This is a genomic window from Bacteroides sp. D55t1_190419_B8 (assembly GCF_015558905.1).
In the GTDB taxonomy this organism is placed as follows: domain Bacteria; phylum Bacteroidota; class Bacteroidia; order Bacteroidales; family Bacteroidaceae; genus Bacteroides; species Bacteroides vicugnae.
Genome location: NZ_JADMOU010000021.1, coordinates 90,926 through 110,055, shown reverse-complemented (window position 1 = coordinate 110,055; position 19,130 = coordinate 90,926). Strand labels below are relative to the sequence as shown.

The 19,130-nt window shown below is 40.6% G+C and carries 19 protein-coding genes, 1 rRNA gene and 1 riboswitch; of the genes, 12 read left to right on the top strand and 8 right to left on the bottom strand.

Annotated elements, in window-relative coordinates; translation table 11 throughout:
* A 16S ribosomal RNA gene (locus tag I2I13_RS17035) occupies positions 1-65 on the bottom strand; the annotation flags it as partial.
* Positions 66-1,841: 1,776 nt separating this feature from the next.
* On the opposite strand from I2I13_RS17035, the gene I2I13_RS17030 reads away from it, so the two are divergent.
* A complete protein-coding gene (locus I2I13_RS17030) occupies positions 1,842-2,951 on the top strand; it encodes an AAA family ATPase (protein WP_195650062.1) in 1,110 nt (369 codons plus the stop codon).
* A gap of 262 nt (positions 2,952-3,213) precedes the next feature.
* Here I2I13_RS17030 and I2I13_RS17025 read toward each other — a convergent pair whose 3' ends face one another.
* Entirely contained in the window at positions 3,214-3,438 is a 225-nt protein-coding gene (locus tag I2I13_RS17025) for a winged helix-turn-helix domain-containing protein (RefSeq protein WP_004296847.1), read from the bottom strand.
* A gap of 311 nt (positions 3,439-3,749) precedes the next feature.
* Here I2I13_RS17025 and I2I13_RS17020 point away from each other — a divergent pair, with 311 nt between their 5' ends.
* Complete coding sequence (locus I2I13_RS17020) at positions 3,750-4,607, top strand: GyrI-like domain-containing protein (RefSeq protein ID WP_148365022.1); 858 nt, start codon at positions 3,750-3,752, stop codon at positions 4,605-4,607.
* Between the two features lie 64 nt (positions 4,608-4,671).
* On the opposite strand, the gene I2I13_RS17015 is transcribed toward I2I13_RS17020, so the two are convergent.
* The 3 genes from I2I13_RS17015 to I2I13_RS17005 form a co-directional block, all read right to left on the bottom strand.
* Positions 4,672-5,043 carry a VOC family protein gene (locus tag I2I13_RS17015; protein WP_004296844.1) on the bottom strand — a complete coding sequence of 124 codons (372 nt, stop codon included), beginning with the start codon at positions 5,041-5,043 and terminating at the stop codon, positions 4,672-4,674.
* A 94-nt stretch (positions 5,044-5,137) separates the two neighbouring features.
* The gene (locus I2I13_RS17010) at positions 5,138-5,941 is read right to left on the bottom strand and encodes a helix-turn-helix domain-containing protein (RefSeq protein ID WP_195650061.1); all 804 of its coding nucleotides are present in this window, start codon (positions 5,939-5,941) and stop codon (positions 5,138-5,140) included.
* A gap of 154 nt (positions 5,942-6,095) precedes the next feature.
* The gene (locus tag I2I13_RS17005) at positions 6,096-6,965 is read right to left on the bottom strand and encodes a hypothetical protein (RefSeq protein ID WP_148365024.1); all 870 of its coding nucleotides are present in this window, start codon (positions 6,963-6,965) and stop codon (positions 6,096-6,098) included.
* A gap of 122 nt (positions 6,966-7,087) precedes the next feature.
* Between I2I13_RS17005 and I2I13_RS17000 the strand changes: the two genes are divergently transcribed.
* The 7 genes from I2I13_RS17000 to pncB all read left to right on the top strand — a co-directional run bounded on the left by I2I13_RS17000 (position 7,088) and on the right by pncB (position 13,199).
* On the top strand, positions 7,088-7,414 hold the full coding sequence (locus tag I2I13_RS17000; RefSeq protein WP_195650060.1) for a cupin domain-containing protein: 327 nt from the start codon (positions 7,088-7,090) through the stop codon (positions 7,412-7,414).
* A gap of 311 nt (positions 7,415-7,725) precedes the next feature.
* Positions 7,726-8,664, top strand: a complete 939-nt coding sequence (locus I2I13_RS16995) for a DUF1848 domain-containing protein (RefSeq protein WP_074559087.1) — start codon at positions 7,726-7,728, stop codon at positions 8,662-8,664.
* A gap of 372 nt (positions 8,665-9,036) precedes the next feature.
* The gene (locus tag I2I13_RS16990; RefSeq protein WP_195650059.1) at positions 9,037-9,816 is read left to right on the top strand and encodes an SDR family NAD(P)-dependent oxidoreductase; all 780 of its coding nucleotides are present in this window, start codon (positions 9,037-9,039) and stop codon (positions 9,814-9,816) included.
* Positions 9,817-9,952: 136 nt separating this feature from the next.
* Positions 9,953-10,558, top strand: coding sequence for a TetR/AcrR family transcriptional regulator (locus I2I13_RS16985; RefSeq protein ID WP_195650058.1), 606 nt, complete (start codon positions 9,953-9,955; stop codon positions 10,556-10,558).
* Between the two features lie 4 nt (positions 10,559-10,562).
* On the top strand, positions 10,563-11,288 hold the full coding sequence (locus I2I13_RS16980) for a hypothetical protein (RefSeq protein ID WP_195650057.1): 726 nt from the start codon (positions 10,563-10,565) through the stop codon (positions 11,286-11,288).
* Between the two features lie 44 nt (positions 11,289-11,332).
* Positions 11,333-11,863, top strand: a complete 531-nt coding sequence (locus I2I13_RS16975) for a hypothetical protein (protein ID WP_004306897.1) — start codon at positions 11,333-11,335, stop codon at positions 11,861-11,863.
* A 169-nt stretch (positions 11,864-12,032) separates the two neighbouring features.
* Positions 12,033-13,199: a nicotinate phosphoribosyltransferase gene (pncB, locus tag I2I13_RS16970; protein WP_195650056.1), complete on the top strand. Its 1,167-nt coding sequence runs from the start codon at positions 12,033-12,035 to the stop codon at positions 13,197-13,199.
* A 1-nt stretch (position 13,200) separates the two neighbouring features.
* On the opposite strand, the gene I2I13_RS16965 is transcribed toward pncB, so the two are convergent.
* The 3 genes from I2I13_RS16965 to I2I13_RS16955 all read right to left on the bottom strand — a co-directional run bounded on the left by I2I13_RS16965 (position 13,201) and on the right by I2I13_RS16955 (position 14,413).
* Complete coding sequence (locus I2I13_RS16965; protein WP_148365029.1) at positions 13,201-13,515, bottom strand: HigA family addiction module antitoxin; 315 nt, start codon at positions 13,513-13,515, stop codon at positions 13,201-13,203.
* Positions 13,516-13,522: 7 nt separating this feature from the next.
* On the bottom strand, positions 13,523-13,840 hold the full coding sequence (locus I2I13_RS16960) for a type II toxin-antitoxin system RelE/ParE family toxin (protein ID WP_007766544.1): 318 nt from the start codon (positions 13,838-13,840) through the stop codon (positions 13,523-13,525).
* A 249-nt stretch (positions 13,841-14,089) separates the two neighbouring features.
* Entirely contained in the window at positions 14,090-14,413 is a 324-nt protein-coding gene (locus I2I13_RS16955; protein ID WP_148365030.1) for a co-chaperone YbbN, read from the bottom strand.
* A gap of 169 nt (positions 14,414-14,582) precedes the next feature.
* Positions 14,583-14,787: riboswitch (cobalamin riboswitch) on the top strand.
* Positions 14,788-14,918: 131 nt separating this feature from the next.
* On the opposite strand from I2I13_RS16955, the gene accC reads away from it, so the two are divergent.
* Genes accC through I2I13_RS16940 form a run of 3 tightly spaced genes read left to right on the top strand, consistent with a single transcriptional unit; the run spans position 14,919 to position 18,520 of the window.
* On the top strand, positions 14,919-16,433 hold the full coding sequence (gene accC, locus I2I13_RS16950) for an acetyl-CoA carboxylase biotin carboxylase subunit (RefSeq protein WP_148365031.1): 1,515 nt from the start codon (positions 14,919-14,921) through the stop codon (positions 16,431-16,433).
* Between the two features lie 22 nt (positions 16,434-16,455).
* Positions 16,456-16,965, top strand: coding sequence for an acetyl-CoA carboxylase biotin carboxyl carrier protein subunit (locus I2I13_RS16945; protein ID WP_008650400.1), 510 nt, complete (start codon positions 16,456-16,458; stop codon positions 16,963-16,965).
* A gap of 19 nt (positions 16,966-16,984) precedes the next feature.
* Positions 16,985-18,520 (top strand): acyl-CoA carboxylase subunit beta, encoded by a 1,536-nt coding sequence (locus tag I2I13_RS16940; protein WP_195650055.1) that lies wholly within the window; start codon positions 16,985-16,987, stop codon positions 18,518-18,520.
* Positions 18,521-19,130: the final 610 nt, after the last annotated feature.

Genomic DNA, 19,130 nt, shown 5'->3' with positions numbered 1-19,130 from the left:
TCGACTTGCATGTGTTAAGCCTGTAGCTAGCGTTCATCCTGAGCCAGGATCAAACTCTTCATTGTAAAAGTATTTTTATCATCAGTTAAGATGACTTTTTGCTCTGTTCAGGACGCCGTAATTTTATTGACCTTATTCAAATACCTATTAGTCTTAACTGTATCGCTACTGAATAAGACAAGTATTGACGGTTCTATTTTTACTTGTACTACTTGTATTGTTTATCAATATTTCAAAGAACTTGTTGCTTTCGTTTTAAAAGCGGGTGCAAAGGTAAGGGCTTTATTTTTAACTACCAAACTTTTTCGGAAGTTTTTTTTCAGTTTTTCTTTTTACTCGATTTCTCTGGCTCTCTATGCGAAAGGGAAAGAATGTATGAAAGAAGAACTCGCCGGTTTTCTTTGCGAATCGGACTGCAAAGATAAGAACTTTATTCAGTATAATCCAAACTTTTTCGGAAGTTTTTTGTTCTTTTCTTTAAGGGGGATTCCGCTTTTTCACTAAGTCAATTTTTCAAGGCTTTCTTCTCTTGGAAAGCGGGTGCAAAAGTAGCCCCTTTTGGTATACAATCCAAATATATCAAACGATTTTTTCTAATTATTTTTGAATACATTTGCTAAAGTGCTGAGGAAGAACGATGTTGTAGAACATATTTTTTAAATATGGGTGGGGTGTGTGCGGAAACAACCGGAGAGCTACACATTATTATATCACACGCGGGCGCGTAAGTGCACCGGGGATCAATTTGCGTTAGGGGGCAATTAAAGAATCAGGTCATAAATATAAGAGGAAAGAAAGATAGATATAAGAGATAGTGGTTTTATAGCGAGTTCCGTTTCTAAGTTTGATTCATTAATATGATACTTGTATGAGAATGATGCGTAGAATCTTCGATCTTACTGAAAAGGATTTTTCTTTTTCATTTCTCATATTCTCATAACATGCACAATAATCTTTTGTAAATCAATAATATAATACTATGAGAAATTAAATACAAAACGGCATTTCTCATAGTATGACACGCATTTTGTACATAAAACAACCTGTTTCTCATAACTTATCAAGGCATTTCTCATAGTATTTTGACTATTTATCCTATAAATTCTCAAGCTGGATTCCGGGCTAAAGATCAAGTTGAATACCAGACTACACACCGCTTTACAATATATTATCAGTGCTTGTTGGAAGTATATAGAGCAGACATTAGCATATTTTCCTACCGGCATCTGTATCGTTGCACTACAGTGAACAGGTCTGTGCACTAAAGTGGAAAGAACCGTTCACTAGAGTGGAATGATTTGTTCACTGGAGTGCAACGATACAGATAGTAGCAGGAAAAAACGGCTATGATTAAGGAAAAACATGAAGATACAAGGAGAATGATACACAGAAAAGCAGTAAACAATAGGAAGTTGATTAATAAACGGCATAAGGAAAGGAATAATCATAAATCCGGAGAGAGTCCGGAAAAAGCCACAGCCATCATGCATGAGAAATGAGCTAAACAGATAAAAGCAGCATGAGAATAAGAGGAGAAATGATTGGAAACCTATGAGAAATGCATCATTTTTAAGGAGAAATGAGGGAAATACTATGAGAAATACCACTTTATCTTTTATTTCTCATAGTATTATATTATTGATTTACAAGCCGTTATCATATCACCTATGAGAACATGAGAAATGAATATGAAAAAACACTTGCAGAAGGCAGGATTTCTCTTTGATATAAATACAAGAAACTATCCACACCTATGTTTTTCGAGAAAATGATAAATCGGATCAGTTCATATCATGGATTTATTTCGTACCTTTGCCACTCGATTTATATAAAAAGAAAAAATGAGTAAAGAATACACACTCGCAGATTTCACAGATATTTTTGATTACTCCACAGGATGGTTCAGCGACAGTAGCATTTGTAGTCTATTCTATCAGATATTCAAACGATTCCCTTCCATGAAAATGGTGAAATATAAAGTAAACCAGGATTTTCTGAAAGAAATCAAGGAACTTTATCAGCAAGATGACGCGTTCGATATATTCGAGCATGTGTACTGCAATCATTTTGAAAATGAAAAAGAAGAAGAGGAGGAAGAAGAAGAAGACAATACAGGTACAAAAGAGTTATACGACTGTATCGTTATCTGCAAAAAGAATTTAATGATCGGCTATTTTGATAATTGCGTAAAGATTGTCTATTCCAATATCGACGAAGAGGAAATCAATCATCTCAATCAGATTTGCGAAAATCACAAGAAGGAAAATGAGAAACTTAACAATCTATTTATAGTAACATACTCTCATAACTACTTCAGCCTGAAACAATCGCAAGTCAATGAACCTGCTATTCAGATTGATCGTCACTATAACGATGATTTTGTTCCCGTAGCTGCCGAAATCGAACACTTCCTGCTAGAGGACAACAAAAGCGGATTAATCATTTTGCATGGGAAACAAGGTACAGGAAAAACTACTTATATCCGCCATCTCATTAATCTTGGTAAAAAAAGAATGATTTATATGAGTGGGGATCTGGTAGATAAACTTTCGGATCCGAGCTTTATCACTTTTATCCGCCAACAAAAGAACTCTATCTTCATCGTAGAAGATTGCGAAGAACTATTATCAAGCCGCAACGGAGGCAACCGTATGAATGCCGGATTAGTCAACATACTGAATATCAGCGACGGACTGTTGAGCGATGAATTGTGTATCAAATTTATCTGCACCTTTAATGCTCCACTAAAAGATATCGACGAAGCATTGCTTAGAAAGGGACGCTTGGCTGCCCGATATGAATTTAAAGACCTGACCACTGATAAGGTTAACCAACTGATTAAGGAAGAAAGTCTGGATATTCCCGAACAAACACATCCCATGACACTGGCTGAAATCTATAATTACGAAGGAATGGATTTCTCCTTGGGAAGAAAACGGGTAGGATTCTAAAATATTCTCCGGAATAGAATTGCCAGAGAAAAAACAGGCAATTATTATTATGAAATATAAGTATATAAATTTTATCTGCAGCCGGACACGATTCGACATTTTTATACGTTTATTATACGTTAAAAGAGTTGCCCAATAATAGGGCAACTCTTTTAAATATAAAACTTCTTAAGTTCAAACTAAACTTGTGATACCTTATACGGACATATTCTTACTTATAAGTTAACGGAACTTCTAAGATATTCACTCACAAAACCTGCTATTATCCAAAGCTGAAGGGAAAAGCGCTTTCATCAGATAAAGCAATTAATCCATTTTTCCGTTGGATACAAATTTTGTTCTCCCGTGCCAACCAACCGGCGGCCAATGCTGTACTTTCTACGCTTAGGTTTAATCTTCTCGCCAATTCAGGTATTGAAATTTCACCAATTTCTTTCAGGGCATACCAGACCTTTCCGGCATTGTTCCCTACAATCGTTTTATCCATGGCTATTTTTATTAATAATTCGGTTACAATATAGTCATTTCAACAATAGTTTACAACAAAACCAGATTTTTTATTTTAGTTTTTGACATTATTTAAAACAAGAAAATCAATTTCGCAATTAACGGTTAAAAACTCGGTCATAGTTCATACCATAACACTACTGGAAGGCACATTATATATCAAAATAAATTCTCAAAACAGGTATAGGGAAACCATAGAAAGAAAATAGAAAGTTGACATTTCCGCAATATCGGACAAGTCATTTCGCTTTTTTACCAATACCTTTGCGAAGTGAAATACCAAAATTAGTTATGCAACAGAAAAAAACAACGAAAGAAGAATATCAAAAGTGCGTAAATGTGGTAGTGGAATACATCATCCAACATTTAGGAGAAGATATTGATTTAAAATCTCTGGCCAGAATTTCAAACTTTTCTCCTTTTTACTTTCACCGGATCATGAAAGCTTTTCTCGGTGAACCGATTGGTACGTTTATTGTCCGGACGCGGACAGAAGCTGCCGCACGCCTACTCCGCTACTCGGATATTCCGATTGCCGACATCGCCTACCGGATTGGCTACTCATCTCCTTCTTCGTTGTCGAAAGTGTTCAAGCAATTTTATGGCATTTCACCTTTAGAATATAGAAACAATAAAAACTTTGTAATTATGAAACCAGCGATTATCAGACCAGACCTGGAACTAAAAAAAGAGATCAGAAATGTCTCCGAACGGAATGTGATTTATATCCGCCTTACAGGGGACTACAAACTAAATGATTACGGCGGCACTTGGGGACGTTTATTCCAATTCATCAAAGAACAAAAACTGCCGATGGGAGATTTCAGTCCGCTTTGCATTTACCACGATGATCCGAAAGTGACGCCAGCCGAGAAACTGCGTACAGACGTATGCATGGTGATGCCTGTAAAAGTTGCTCCCAAAAGTGATGTGGGATTCAAGGTTATCCCAGCCGGACGTTATGCCATCTTCCTTTACAAAGGACCGTATGACAATCTGCAAGCTGTATACGATACGATTTACGGAAAGTATCTGCCCGAAATGGAATGTACACTGCGTGATGAAGCCAGTGCCGAGCGCTATCTGAACAATCCATGTGACACTCCTCCCGAAGAGTTGCTGACGGAGATCTATATTCCGGTAGAATAATCCGGATAAGAGGATGAAGGAGCAGCAGTCACTTCCAGACAGGCTGTTCCCTCTTCCCTACCTGCTATTTTTCAGCATAGACGCCAATCCTGTTTCCTTCACTATCCGTGAATACGGCAAACCATCCTTTATCGTCTGCCTCAATCTTTGTTTTGGGAATGACCACTTTCCCTCCTTTCAGAAGCACTTTTTCCAACGTTTGTTCAATATCCTCACAGTTGAAATGGATAAGTACGCCATGCGTTGAAGGAAGAAAGTCGAAGTTTGAAGCATAAGATATTGCACCGACGGTTTCACCTTCTTCCGTGAAACAAGCCATTTTCTCTGTTTCACATTCAAAAGTCGGAAGTTGCACACCCAACACAGTTTCGTAAAAATCGACAGCCCGACGGAAATCGGTAGCAGGAATCTCAAAAAATGCAATTAATTTTTTCATTTCGTTTCTTTTTTATGGTTACTACTAAGCCTTTGCAAAGACATTGCAAAAGTAGGGTAACACGAGGAAGCCCGATAGGAAAAAAGAGACATCTTCAGAGTTTAGAGAAATAATCGGAATAAGGGGCACATACAGAAAGATACTCCGCAGGGGTATAACCGGAAAAGAGTTTGAATTCCTTTATCATGTGAGACTGATCGGAAAAGCCACATTCATAAGCCACTTGTACGAAAGGAACAGTAGCATCCTGTTGCAGCATGAATAACGCCCGTTGCATACGGATAATACGAATAAATTCTTTGGGAGTAGTACCGACATAATCGGTGAAGATACGCCCGAATTGCTTGCTGCTCAAACAGGCTGTCTCCGACAAATGAGAAATGTTGATTTGCGGCCGGAGATTTATTTCATGGAAAACAGCAGACATGCGCTTGAGATTATACTCGGGAAGAGTGCATAAACGACGAAGAAAAAACTGCTCTATCAACCGAATACAAACTGCATTATCAGAAGTATCCGTGACCTGTTTTACTAAGTCCGACAGTTCTGCATCTTCCATCGCACCGGTGTCTACATTCTGTCCGCGGAACAGATGACTGGGTATGTGAAACAATGCTTTTACCGCATAAGGTTGGAAAACAACAGTAATCATCTCTATCCTGCCTGTAGACATCACATCCGAGAAACCGACCGATTGTCCGGAAATAAAGGATTGGGGTTGCAGCTCCGACTCGCCCGACAAAAGAAGTTGTTTCCCTTTATGGAATACCAGTTGCATGCAGCCAATAGGCAGAGTCCGTTCGGAAACAGGGGCTATTGAGTCGTCTTGCAATATCCAGTAATGCCGTATATAGGGAGCCAGTGCAAAACAGGGTTTTATCAATTGAAATGATTGCATATAACAAAGATATTATTTCTTAATCCAAATGCAAAAGTAAAACTCCTGTTTAAAAGGGGATAGTAAAAAAAGGACTTCTTTACTTAATTAAAAAAAGCATCCTCTGCTTGAAGAAGCATGATTACAGCTCACATCCAAACAGAGGAAGAATTCTTTAGATAACGGAAAGTCCATATTCGTAGGCTTCCGACATCGCATTGTAATCTGCGTCGGAATATGCGCCTTTATCCCTTGCTTTCTGCATATCTTTCATAAACGATTCTACAGAAGACAGGAAACTAGAATAGTTTTTCTGTTCTTCATCATAGCCTGTCACAGCAGGAAGCTTCTTTGCAGCTTCGAGTTCCTTCTTCAGTTCCGCCATCTTCATGTCAATACGCATACCGTCCAGCGCATGTTTGCGGGAATAAAGATTCATGATGCTTTGCACAGTGCCGGACATCTTACGCATAGCCATGATCTGATCTTTCAACGGTTCGTCGGCAAGAAGTTCTTTTTCAGCCTGTTCCGTGAGCGGGCTTAGAATATCAAAAATCACTTGTTTATATTCGGACATTTCTACACTTAGCCGGTAGTTTTCATCCAAGAGCTTGCCAGCCTTGGCTGTCTCTTTGGCCTGCTTGTAAGAGAGAAACTTATTAAAATTATCATAGAATTGCGTCCGTGCACTAAAAAGTCCTCTATAACTCTGCTTCAGATTCTGACGGACTTCTATATTAAAGTAATCTCCCGGATCCATCAATTCCGCAGTGTCTCTGGCAGATACTTCAGGCGGTGCTATCGGAGATACTTCAGGAACTTTTCCTGTCTGTTCCATATATCCCAAGACCGCATTTACGTCTTTTGCATTAGCTACATGCCTCAACACGATGAGCGATGTATGATAATAGTTTATCACTTTACTGGCATTATCCAATTCCTCCGGAGTGACGGAGGACGCAGCCTGTTTCTTGTTTCCTCCCGAACAGGAAACCAATAAGAAAGCACCTATCAGTGCTCCAAACAATAAGATATTCTTCTTCATAATAATGGTTAGTTTATTGAGACTTTCGTACTATAACAATAAAAATCGTTTTTTGTTATAGACAAACAATGCATATTTGATAAGTGTTCTATACATGATATTAACTTAAAAATAAAACAAATATGGAACAATCATTTCAAAAAGGAGTTGTGCTCCATTTGGCTTCCCTCATTGAATATACTGAAGGAGGCGTCATCAGCAAACAGTTAATCAAAAGTCCGGCAGGAAATATCACTTTATTTTCTTTCGACAAAGGAGAAGGGTTAAGCGAACATCGTGCTCCGTTTGATGCGCTCGTGCAGGTATTGGAAGGGGTAGCGAATATTACTGTAAACGGAAATCTGTTCACCGTAAAAGCAGGAGAAAGTATCGTATTTCCGGCGAATGCGCCGCATGCCCTTACAGCAGTGGAGAGATTTAAGATGCTGTTGACTATGATTAAGGAATAAACAACCATAGTGTATAAAAACAAAAAATGGCTACTCATCACGAGCAACCAATCTTTTGTTAACCTTAAATCTAATACTTATGAAAAAAACACTGTACAAAGGTACCATATTTCAGGTAAATAGCAAATTTCAGAGCCTAAACAGCCCATATTATAACAGGGTTTAATACTCTGGGAAGCGTATTAACATTTCAGACTTCACACGTTAACATTTAACATATTCATTCACACAAGTTACTTCTTGGGTAAGTAAGAATACAAAAAAGGGACATCATTGAAACAACATCGGCTTTTTTTTTGTAACTTTGAACTATGATAATCAGTGCCAGCCGCCGGACAGATATTCCGGCATTCTATTCCCAGTGGTTTTTTAACCGGATTAAAGAAAGATATGTATTAGTGCCCAATCCATATCATCCGAAAATGATTAGCAAGATCTCTTTATCTCCTGCTGTAGTAGATTGTTTTGTTTTCTGGACCAAGAACCCGGCACCTATGCTCAACCAACTGGAGAAATTGCAGGATTACAACTATTACTTCCAATTTACACTTAACCCTTACGGAGAAAAGCTGGAAAATCATTTGCCCTCCATCGATAAACGAATGGATACCTTTAAAAAGCTGGCTGATAAAATCGGCAGGGAAAGGGTGATCTGGAGATACGATCCGATACTGACGAACGAGGAATACAATGTTTCTTTCCATCAGGAAGCATTTGCCCGGATTGCCGACGGACTCAAAGACCACACTGCCAAATGTATGCTAGGATTCATAGATCATTACCAGCATATCCGGAACTCTGTACGGTCATTCAACATCTATCCGCTGACTCAAGAGGAAATAGAAGAAATGGCTGTCTCTTTTAAAAAAACAATAGACGCTTATCCCGACATACAGTTGGATACTTGTACTGTGAAGGTGGATTTAAGACATTTGGGTATTCCGAGCGGCCTGTGTATCGATAAGAATCTGATAGAAAAGATCATCGGTTATTCCATCCTCGCCCAAAAGGATAAAAACCAGCGTAACATCTGCAACTGCATTGAAAGCATTGATATCGGAACTTATGAAAGTTGTCTGAACGGATGTATTTATTGTTATGCCATCAAAGGCAATTATAACACGGCAGTATATAATAGGAGGAAACATGATAAAAACTCACCGCTACTTATCGGTCATTTATCCGAAGAGGATATCGTAAAGGAACGGGAGATGAAAAGCCTGCGGGATAACCAATATTCGTTGTTTTAATCTCTTCGGTCTGCAGTTGGCTTACAGGCATAAAAAAAGGCTATCTATCCCAGACAGCCAATCTTTTGTTAACCTTAAATCTAATACTATGAAAAACACAGTACAAAGATACGGACTTTTCGGTTATCTCCAAATTTTGAGGTCAAAGCAACGTATCTTATAACATGGTTTAATAGAATCAGAACCGCATTAACAAATGAGTGGCCGGCCATTAACATTTAACAGTTTTCTTAAAGAATCAAGGCGTAAAACTGGAAAAGATGCAAAAGTTTTCGAATCGAACACCTTATCTTATTAAAGAGAGTTTATGAGGGCTAACAAATTCCTCTGCCAGCTGTTTCTAATAGAAGGTAACCATCAAATTCCCATTATATGAACAGATTCGAAAATAAAGTAGTTGTCATCACCGGTGCCGCCGGTGGTATCGGCGAAGCAACCACACGCCGCATTGTCTCCGAAGGAGGCAAAGTAGTCATCGCTGACCATTCCGAGAAAAGAGCGGAACAGCTTGCCAACGAACTCATGCACGCAGGGGCTGACGTGCGCCATGTCTATTTCTCCGCCACCGAACTCCAGAGTTGCAAAGAGTTGATTGATTTTTCCATGAATGAATATCAAAGAATAGATGTACTGATTAATAATGTAGGAGGAACTGATCCCAAACGTGACCTTAGCATCGAAAAGCTGGACATCAACTACTTTGATGAAGCATTCCATCTGAATCTCTGCTGCACGATGTACCTTTCCCAACAGGTCATTCCTATCATGACTGCCAATGGCGGCGGAAACATTGTCAACGTAGCTTCCATAAGCGGACTTACGGCTGATGCCAACGGCACTTTATACGGCGCCAGCAAAGCGGGTGTCATCAACCTGACGAAATATATCGCTACTCAAATGGGAAAGAAAAACATCCGTTGCAACGCCGTAGCTCCGGGACTGGTACTTACTCCCGCTGCATTGGACAACCTGAATGAGGATGTACGTAATATCTTCCTCGGTCAATGTGCCACTCCTTATCTGGGAGAACCGGAGGATGTTGCAGCTACCATCGCTTTTCTGGCTTCGAACGATGCCAGATACATCACCGGACAAACAATTGTGGTGGATGGCGGACTGACCGTTCATAATCCGACAGTAGCGTTATCATAAAACGACCGGATAACGTATTATCGGTAAAGATGATAGGTTATTAACCGGCAACCATTACAAAAATAATCTCTTTTTCCTTGATGTTACCGATAGGAAACATATCTTTGTGACCAGTCAGTAACAAAAGTATCAAAGTATGGAAAAAGAGATTACTAAAAACAGACAGGCTACGGAAATGACCCTGATTAAAGCCGTCAACGATATCATCGAAGAAAGCGGTTTCGAAGGGTTGGGGATCAATGCGGTAGCAGCCAAGGCCAAAGTTTCAAAAATGCTTATCTACCGTTATTTCAATTCGCTGAATGGACTGATAGCAGCCTACATTCAACAGAACGACTATTGGATTAACTTCGATGAAAAGTTACCGGATCAGACTCATTTAGCCGCATTTATCAAGCAGATATTCAAAAGACAAATCATGTGGTTACGGGAGAATTATACATTGAAACGCCTGTATCGCTGGGAACTGACAACCGACAATAAGTTTGTGAAAGAGTTGCGCAACAAACGGGAAGAGAAAGGGATCTGGCTGGTAGAGGCAGTCAGCAAACTTTCAAAACATCCGAAAAAAGAGATTGCCGCTATGGCTTCCATCATCACCGCAGCCATCAGTTATCTGGCATTGCTCGAAGAAAACTGCCCGGTCTACAACGGCCTCAAAATTCAGCAGGAAAGCGGCTGGGAGGAATTGGAAGAAGGCATCAATCTATTAGTAGACCTCTGGTTACAAAAACAACTCTAATCAAATGAATAAAATGACAATAATGGGAATATGGGTTCTTTCTCTATTGATAAATAGTGGATGCAACCGGGGGTTAGTAGAATACGACAGTAACGATCTTAAAATATCTATTGAAAAAGGGGAAGAGTGGTTGCATAATTTTCCTTTGTTTCTAGGCATCAACATCAAAAATCCGCCCCAGATTGCAATCTGGACTGAAGACATGGAAGGAAATTATCTGTCCACCGTGTATGTGACCCACAAAATAGCCACTCAATCCTGGCAAGCCTCCCGTGGTAACCGCCGAAAGGAAGCGCTGCCGCATTGGTGTTATCAGCGGGGAATCCAATATGAAGACGGGTTATATCTCCCGACTAAAAAAGAACCGTTGACGGACGGTATCAGCGGAGCTACTCCGAAAGGTAGTTTTAATGTAAAGATGTCGCCAACCGGAAAAGAGAAGAAGTTTATAGTCAAAATTGAGATCAATCATTCTACAGATTTCAATGATGCATATCCGAAATCGGTCAAAGAAGGAGACGCCAATTACTCCGGTGGAAAAGAAGGAAGCGGACAGCCTGCCATTGTCTACGCAGCAGAAGTGGATTTGACTTCCGGCAAGAAAGAATTTACAGCCAAACTGATCGGACACAGCAGCCCGGATGGAAGTAATGGAGATCTTACCAGAGATACTTCTTCACTCACAACTGCATTGCATATCGTTAAGAGCATAACCGTGTATGTGCAATAGCAGCAGCTAACCATCGTATTATCAGACTCTATCCTTGCATCATTATGAAGAAATTTATATTCATCTTTGCGCTGCTATCTTTCATCACTATATGTGCCGACGGACAAACAGACAGCAGACGTCTCTCTTACACTACATATATCGGGACAGGTTTTTCTATGAATCAGCCTTCTTACACGCCTTTCAACTGGCAAATCGTCAGTCATTACCACATCAGTCAACGGTTTGCCATCGGTGCGGGCAGCGGACTTTCTGTTTACGAGAAGTTGCTTATTCCGCTTTATGCCAGTGCGCAATTTTATATAACGAAGCCCAGGAGACTGACTCCTTATCTGGAATGTCATATCGGTGGGTCTTTTGCCACAGACAGAGAAGCAAACGGAGGTTTTTACCTCTCTCCTTCCATCGGTGCACAATTTAAGGTCAACCGGAAATTTAAACTGAATTTGATGGCAGGTTATGAACTCCAGAAACTGGAACGGACAAAGAAACAGGAAGATCCGTATTTCCATACAACGTTTAAGGAAGAATTGTCGCACCATTCCATTACGCTGAAAATCGGCTTGACTTATTGAGGTAACTATAATAAGAGATAAGGAATTTGCCATTGCGAACAGAATATATATTCAGATCCTGGCTTTATTCCCCTCGAATAAAAAAAGGTATAATTATTAATGATTAAGTCGTTATATCATTCAACAAATACTAACTTTACGACGTTATAAAATATAAAGAGCGAACGAAATGATTGTTAAGACATTACTAGATACCGATCTTTATAAGTTTACCACATCGTATGCTTATATCAAACTGTTTCCCTATGCAATGGGCACGTTTAGTTTCAACGACCGGAATGAAACCCAATATACCGAAGATTTCCTGAAAGCACTCAAGACAGAGATTAAGAATCTTAGTCAGTTGAGGTTTACGGAAAAGGAACTGGAATATATGACGAAAAACTGCAGATTCCTTCCGAGGGTCTACTGGGAGTGGTTATCTTCTTTTCGTTTCGACCCTAATAAGATTGATATTCATCTGGATGAAGCCTGTCATCTTCACATGGAGGTGACTGACTTGCTCTATAAAGTGACGTTATATGAAGTGCCTTTGCTCGCGATTGTCTCCGAAATCAAAAACCGTTTCTTTGGCAATGTAGCAGACATGAACGAGATTCTTTGCAAGCTGTCGGAGAAAATAGAATTATCGAATCAACATCAGCTCCGCTTTTCCGAATTCGGCACACGGAGAAGATTCTCCATTGATGTGCAGGAAACAGTTATCAAGAAGCTGAACGAGACGGCACATTATTGCACCGGAACTTCCAACTGTAACTTTGCAATGAAATATGGAATGAAAATGATGGGGACTCATCCACATGAATGGTTTATGTTTCATGGAGCGCAGTTCGGATATAAACATGCCAACTATATGGCACTCGAAAACTGGGTGAATGTTTATGACGGGGATTTGGGTATCGCACTTTCCGATACATATACTTCCGGTATCTTCCTTAGTAACCTTAGCCGCAAACAGGCCAAACTTTTTGACGGAGTGCGTTGCGATTCCGGTAATGAGTTTGAGTTTATCGACAAACTGGTTGCCCGTTACAAAGAGTTGGGAATTGATGCGACAACCAAAACCATCGTTTTCAGCAATGCCCTCGACTTTACCAAGGCATTGGATATTCAGGAATACTGCCAGAACAAAATACGCTGCTCTTTCGGAATCGGTACCAACCTTACCAATGATACCGGATTCGAGCCTTCGAACATCGTGATGAAACTGACACAATGTAAGATGAATGTCAATCAGGAATGGAGAGAATGTATCAAACTATCTGATGATGAAGGAAAACATACCGGCAGCCTTGAAGAGGTACAGGCTTGCCTGTATGAGTTACGACTCAACTAAATTATAACAATGTTGCACATATTTTCCGTAAGTTCTCCAAATGCGCCATAACATTCTTATCCTTTCGGGCAATTTGCATATTATATCTTGTCTGCATATTCACCAACAACTCCGCATTTATATTGGTAGCAGCTTCAATCAACAAAGCAAAATCAGTAGATACAGGACGACGCCCATTCAATATATCATTCAGCATCGTATACGACACTCCTACCACCTCTGCAAATCGTTTCTGCGATATTCCACGAGATTGTAATTCTTCTTTTATAATCTCTCCCGGATGTACTGAAACAAAAGAATACCCTAAATTAGACATACTATTCTTATTTATAATGATTCGTTATGTCGATTATAGAACAAATAGTTATGATGGGTTCGGAATCCGTAGTCGATATTTTAAATTCCAGTCGATATTGTTTATCGATCCGAATAGATGAAATACCTTTTTTAACTCCCGTCAAGACTTCATAATTCAACGAATTCAAAGGATAAAGTGCTTCTACATTCAACGCTTCAGCCAAAATGACAATTCGCTTCACATAATTCCTTATTACTTGAGGTTGAAAACGATGCTTCTTATCGCTACATTTACCTTCATAATAAAGTTCTGAAAGATATTCCTTTTCAAACTCAATAACCATTTCTCTACTTATTACGACAGTACAAAGATAGCAGTTTTTTTTCAGAATACACTAAAAAAGTGGATATAATGATAGCAATTCTATCAAACTTGGCCAAAGTCCGAAAGCTAGTAGATAAAACTTGCTATCACCTTAATCAACACAACTCTATTCATAGCAGTATTAATAAAAAAACGCTGCAGGTATGTTCTTATTCTATACTATCTGTGACTATAGTAATAAAAGCTATAGCAATCAGCCCAAAACTTTTTAGGATTTGAATCCTTTCACTGCTCTTTCCAGTCTTTCCAGAGGTAATTCACCGGATTGTCTCCAGAGCTGTTCTCCTTTTCTAAAAAGAATAAAGGTAGGAGTCGACTCAACTGTATAGAAATCTGTAAGGGCAGGTTCCTGATCGATGTCTACTAATACCACTTCCAATGTTCCTTCCATCAGTTTCTTAAATTCGTCAACAACCGGTTTCATACGTTGGCAATGAGGACACCACGTTGCATAAAACTCTGCCATTACCCAATCACCGTTAGCCAGTTTCTCCTGATTTCTTTCTTCACGAGCTATTTTCTTTTCTTTCATATGAATATCTCCTTTTAATTAATTACTATCACCCTAACAATATCAGGAGAAATATAGTTTAGAAAAATAGCAAGGTTACACACTAATTAAAGAATCCGTTTTAAAGATAAGCATTGCACAAAATTGCAACTTTCGTGCAAAAAAGAAACATCCTATTCAATATTTATTTATCTTTGCCCCCCGAAATGGTTCAGAATCCGTATCCAACGGACGACGATTAATAGGGAATCGGGTGCAAATCCCGGACAGTCCCGCTGCTGTGAAGCTCTGTTCAATGTCTTATAATTGAACTAATTTAACGCCACTGATGTTAATCGGGAAGGCAAATAAGACAAGAGTCAGTCAGAAGACCTGCCATTTTGTGTAAGACGCTCCCCTCCTCGTGGGTTAGGAGAAAGAGTATCACTTGTTAAGCCCCAAATCAAAAAAATACTGTTTTTCGTCGGGTGGAGTATGTCCATTAGACGGGAAGACATTAATAAGTATGTACTTAATTGAGAAAAGTATGATAAAAAAAATCTTAGTAGCCAATCGCGGTGAAATTGCCGTAAGGGTGATGCGCTCCTGCCGGGAGATGGAGATAACGAGTATCGCTATCTTTTCCGAAGCAGACCGGACCGCGAAGCACGTGCTTTACGCAGACGAAGCTTATTGCGTAGGGCCGGCAGCATCCAAAGAGAGTTATCTGAATATAGAAAAAATCATCGAAGTGGCGAAAGCAGCTCATGCGGACGCCATCCATCCGGGTTACGGCTTCTTGTCCGAGAATGCTACCTTCGCCCGTCGATGTCAGGAAGAAGGAATCATCTTTATCGGACCTAATCCGGAAACAATGGAAGCCATGGGGGATAAAATTGCTGCCCGTATCAAAATGATCGAGGCGGGAGTACCCGTTGTTCCCGGCACACAAGACAATTTGAAAAGTGTGGAAGAAGCCATAGAGCTTTGCAATAAGATCGGATATCCGGTGATGCTGAAAGCTTCTATGGGCGGCGGTGGAAAGGGTATGCGCCTCATCCACAGTGCCGAAGAAGTGGAAGAAGCTTATACCACTGCCAAGAGCGAATCGTTGTCTTCCTTTGGCGACGACACGGTTTATCTGGAGAAGTTCGTTGAAGAGCCTCATCACATCGAGTTCCAGATTCTTGGTGACAAGCATGGAAACGTCATTCACCTGTGCGAACGCGAATGTTCCGTGCAACGCCGTAACCAGAAAATCGTAGAGGAGACTCCTTCGGTTTTCGTCACTCCCGAACTGCGGAAAGATATGGGTGAAAAGGCGGTAGCTGCGGCTAAAGCGGTGAACTACATCGGTGCGGGTACTATCGAATTTCTTGTTGACAAACACCGCAACTATTATTTCCTTGAGATGAACACCCGTTTACAGGTGGAGCATCCGATTACGGAAGAAGTGATTGGAGTAGATTTGGTGAAAGAGCAGATTAAAGTTGCCGACGGACAAGTGCTTCAACTCAAGCAGGAAAATATCCAGCAACGCGGACATGCCATTGAATGCCGTATTTGTGCCGAAGATACAGAAATGAATTTTATGCCGAGCCCCGGTATCATCAAACAGATTACAGAGCCGAACAGTATCGGGGTACGTATCGACAGTTATGTGTACGAGGGATATGAAATTCCGATCTACTACGACCCGATGATCGGTAAACTGATTGTGTGGGCTACCAACCGCGAATACGCTATCGAGCGGATGCGCCGTGTGCTCCACGAATATAAGTTGACCGGTGTGAAAAACAACATCAGCTATCTGCGTGCCATCATGGACACTCCCGATTTCGTGGAAGGTCACTATGACACAGGATTCATCGCCAAGAACGGTGAATATCTGCAACAACGCATCACGCACACCAGTGAACATTCCGAAAATATTGCCCTGATTGCCGCTTATATGGACTACCTGATGAACCTCGAAGAGAACAACAGCGGCATGGCTACCGACAATCGTCCTATCAGCAAATGGAAAGAGTTCGGACTGCACAAGGGAGTGTTGAGAATCTAATTTTAACAAAGAGAATTCAATTATGGAAATTCATATAGGAAACCGTGTGGCCGAAGTAGAGTTGGTCAGCAAGGAAGACAACAAGGTAGTACTCACCATTGACGGAAAACCGTTTGAAGCAGATGTAGTGATGGCGGAAAACGGCACTTGCAACATCTTGATGGACGGACGCAGTTCGAACGCACAACTGATTCGCCGTGATAACGGGAAAAGCTATAAAGTGAATACGCATTATAGCAGTTTCAATGTAGAAATTGTGGACAGCCAGGCGAAATATCTGCGGATGCGCAAGAAAGGGGAAGAGGAACAGAACGACTGCATCATTTCTCCGATGCCGGGCAAGGTAGTGAAAATACCTGTTGTAGCCGGTCAGGAAATGAAAGCGGGAGATACTGCCATCGTTATCGAAGCAATGAAGATGCAGAGCAACTACAAAGTGACTTCGGATTGCCGCATTAAAGAAATTCTGGTTCAAGAAGGTGATAGCATAACCGGCGAACAGACATTAATAACATTAGAACCGATTGCATAATATAAGAACGGATTGCATTATGGAAGAAATAAATAAAGCATACGCCACGTTCGAGGAACGTGACCGCATCGCTTCTCTTGGCGGAGGCGTTGATAAAATAGAGAAGCAACACGAAAGCGGTAAAATGACTGCCCGCGAACGTATCGAGATGTTGCTCGACAAGGGTACTTTCGTTGAACTGGATAAGTTGATGGTTCACCGCTGTACGAACTACGGTATGGATAAGAACAAAATTCCGGGAGATGGTATCGTGTCCGGTTACGGAAAGGTAGACGGTCGCCAGGTGTTTGTTTACGCTTATGACTTTACGGTATATGGCGGCTCACTGTCAGCTTCCAATGCTAAAAAGATTGTGAAAGTACAACAACTTGCATTGAAGAACGGTGCCCCGATTATCGCTTTGAATGATTCGGGCGGTGCACGTATTCAGGAGGGAATCGAGAGCCTTTCCGGTTATGCTGATATTTTTTATCAGAATACAATGGCCAGCGGTGTGATTCCACAGATTTCAGCCATCCTCGGTCCTTGCGCCGGAGGTGCCTGCTACTCTCCTGCCCTGACCGATTTCATCTTCATGGTGAAAGATAAGAGTCATATGTTTGTGACTGGTCCGGATGTAGTAAAAGCAGTGATTCATGAGGAAGTAAGTAAAGAAGAGCTGGGTGGCGCAATGACACATAGCAGCAAGAGTGGTGTGACTCATTTTATGTGCAATTCCGAAGAAGAATTGCTGATGAGCATCCGTGAACTGCTTTCTTTCTTACCGCAGAATAATATGGATGAAGCCAAGAAACAGCCTTGCACCGACGAAACAAACCGCGAAGATGCTTCTCTGGATACGATCGTTCCGGTAGATCCGAACGTACCGTATGACATGAAAGACATTATCGAACGCGTTATAGACAATGGTTATTTCTTCGAAGTGATGCCGAACTTTGCAAAGAATATCATTATCGGCTTTGCCCGTATGGCAGGTCGTTCGGTAGGTATCGTAGCGAACCAGCCGGCTTATCTTGCCGGTGTTCTCGATATTGATGCCAGTGACAAAGCAAGCCGTTTTATCCGTTTCTGCGATTGTTTCAATATCCCATTGATTACCTTTGAAGATGTTCCGGGATTCCTTCCGGGATATACACAGGAAAACAATGGTATCATCCGTCACGGTGCAAAAATAGTTTATGCGTTTGCAGAAGCTACTGTTCCCAAACTGACAGTGATTACCCGCAAAGCTTACGGTGGTGCTTATATCGTAATGAACTCCAAGCAGACCGGAGCTGACGTGAACTTCGCTTACCCAAGTGCAGAAATTGCAGTAATGGGTGCGGACGGCGCCATCAATATCCTGTTCCGCAAAGCTGACGAAGCAACAAAGACCAAGGAACTGGAAGCTTACAAAGAAAAGTTTGCTACTCCGTATCAGGCTGCCGAACTGGGATATATTGACGAAATCATTTATCCGAGACAGACTCGCAAACGTCTGATTCAGGCACTGGAAATGACGGAAAACAAGATGCAGACAAACCCGCCCAAGAAGCATGGTAATATGCCTTTATAACAACTAGATAAGGTGCGCAAAAGCACCACTCATAAAACGAGCTTGCAGAGATTCTATGATATGCTTTAGAAGATTTGTAAGCTCGTTTCTTATTTGTAAGCCTGCCGTTTCTTTTATATGTAACAAAAAAAAACGGCACCTCGATTCACATCGCAGCACCGTCACAACACAAACACAAAATAAAACACGACAAAACTACTATGCAATCTTCCTGTCATGCCGGGGAGGCATATCTTGCTTGACTTATCTATATTCGCATACGCATAAGAAGCTTTATCAGGCGATTTGCACAATAAATAACATACATTTCCGGATTTTGTTCACAGGATTGATAAGATTTTATTCAATAATATGATAAGAAAATGAAATAACGCGCTCTTTAACGAATTCAAGAGAAACGAAAAAAACGGCACCCCGATTCACATCGCAGCACCGTCACAACACAAACACAAAATAAAACACGACAAAACTACTATGCAATCTTCCTGTTATGCCGGGGAGGCATATTCACTAGCCTATATATATTCGCATACCTACAAGTAGCCATCAGGCGATTTGCATATATAAAACATTCAGATTTTTATTTTGTTCACGAAAGGAGAAGTAAAAA

What these genes read in the sequence shown, in the direction of transcription:
- I2I13_RS17030 (WP_195650062.1), top strand. Translation starts at nt 1,842, where the DNA reads ATGAGTAAAGAATACACACTCGCAGATTTCACAGATATTTTTGATTAC.
- I2I13_RS17025 (WP_004296847.1), bottom strand. Translation starts at nt 3,438, where the DNA reads ATGGATAAAACGATTGTAGGGAACAATGCCGGAAAGGTCTGGTATGCC.
- I2I13_RS17020 (WP_148365022.1), top strand. Translation starts at nt 3,750, where the DNA reads ATGCAACAGAAAAAAACAACGAAAGAAGAATATCAAAAGTGCGTAAAT.
- I2I13_RS17015 (WP_004296844.1), bottom strand. Translation starts at nt 5,043, where the DNA reads ATGAAAAAATTAATTGCATTTTTTGAGATTCCTGCTACCGATTTCCGT.
- I2I13_RS17010 (WP_195650061.1), bottom strand. Translation starts at nt 5,941, where the DNA reads ATGCAATCATTTCAATTGATAAAACCCTGTTTTGCACTGGCTCCCTAT.
- I2I13_RS17005 (WP_148365024.1), bottom strand. Translation starts at nt 6,965, where the DNA reads ATGAAGAAGAATATCTTATTGTTTGGAGCACTGATAGGTGCTTTCTTA.
- I2I13_RS17000 (WP_195650060.1), top strand. Translation starts at nt 7,088, where the DNA reads ATGGAACAATCATTTCAAAAAGGAGTTGTGCTCCATTTGGCTTCCCTC.
- I2I13_RS16995 (WP_074559087.1), top strand. Translation starts at nt 7,726, where the DNA reads ATGATAATCAGTGCCAGCCGCCGGACAGATATTCCGGCATTCTATTCC.
- I2I13_RS16990 (WP_195650059.1), top strand. Translation starts at nt 9,037, where the DNA reads ATGAACAGATTCGAAAATAAAGTAGTTGTCATCACCGGTGCCGCCGGT.
- I2I13_RS16985 (WP_195650058.1), top strand. Translation starts at nt 9,953, where the DNA reads ATGGAAAAAGAGATTACTAAAAACAGACAGGCTACGGAAATGACCCTG.
- I2I13_RS16980 (WP_195650057.1), top strand. Translation starts at nt 10,563, where the DNA reads ATGAATAAAATGACAATAATGGGAATATGGGTTCTTTCTCTATTGATA.
- I2I13_RS16975 (WP_004306897.1), top strand. Translation starts at nt 11,333, where the DNA reads ATGAAGAAATTTATATTCATCTTTGCGCTGCTATCTTTCATCACTATA.
- pncB (WP_195650056.1), top strand. Translation starts at nt 12,033, where the DNA reads ATGATTGTTAAGACATTACTAGATACCGATCTTTATAAGTTTACCACA.
- I2I13_RS16965 (WP_148365029.1), bottom strand. Translation starts at nt 13,515, where the DNA reads ATGTCTAATTTAGGGTATTCTTTTGTTTCAGTACATCCGGGAGAGATT.
- I2I13_RS16960 (WP_007766544.1), bottom strand. Translation starts at nt 13,840, where the DNA reads ATGGTTATTGAGTTTGAAAAGGAATATCTTTCAGAACTTTATTATGAA.
- I2I13_RS16955 (WP_148365030.1), bottom strand. Translation starts at nt 14,413, where the DNA reads ATGAAAGAAAAGAAAATAGCTCGTGAAGAAAGAAATCAGGAGAAACTG.
- accC (WP_148365031.1), top strand. Translation starts at nt 14,919, where the DNA reads ATGATAAAAAAAATCTTAGTAGCCAATCGCGGTGAAATTGCCGTAAGG.
- I2I13_RS16945 (WP_008650400.1), top strand. Translation starts at nt 16,456, where the DNA reads ATGGAAATTCATATAGGAAACCGTGTGGCCGAAGTAGAGTTGGTCAGC.
- I2I13_RS16940 (WP_195650055.1), top strand. Translation starts at nt 16,985, where the DNA reads ATGGAAGAAATAAATAAAGCATACGCCACGTTCGAGGAACGTGACCGC.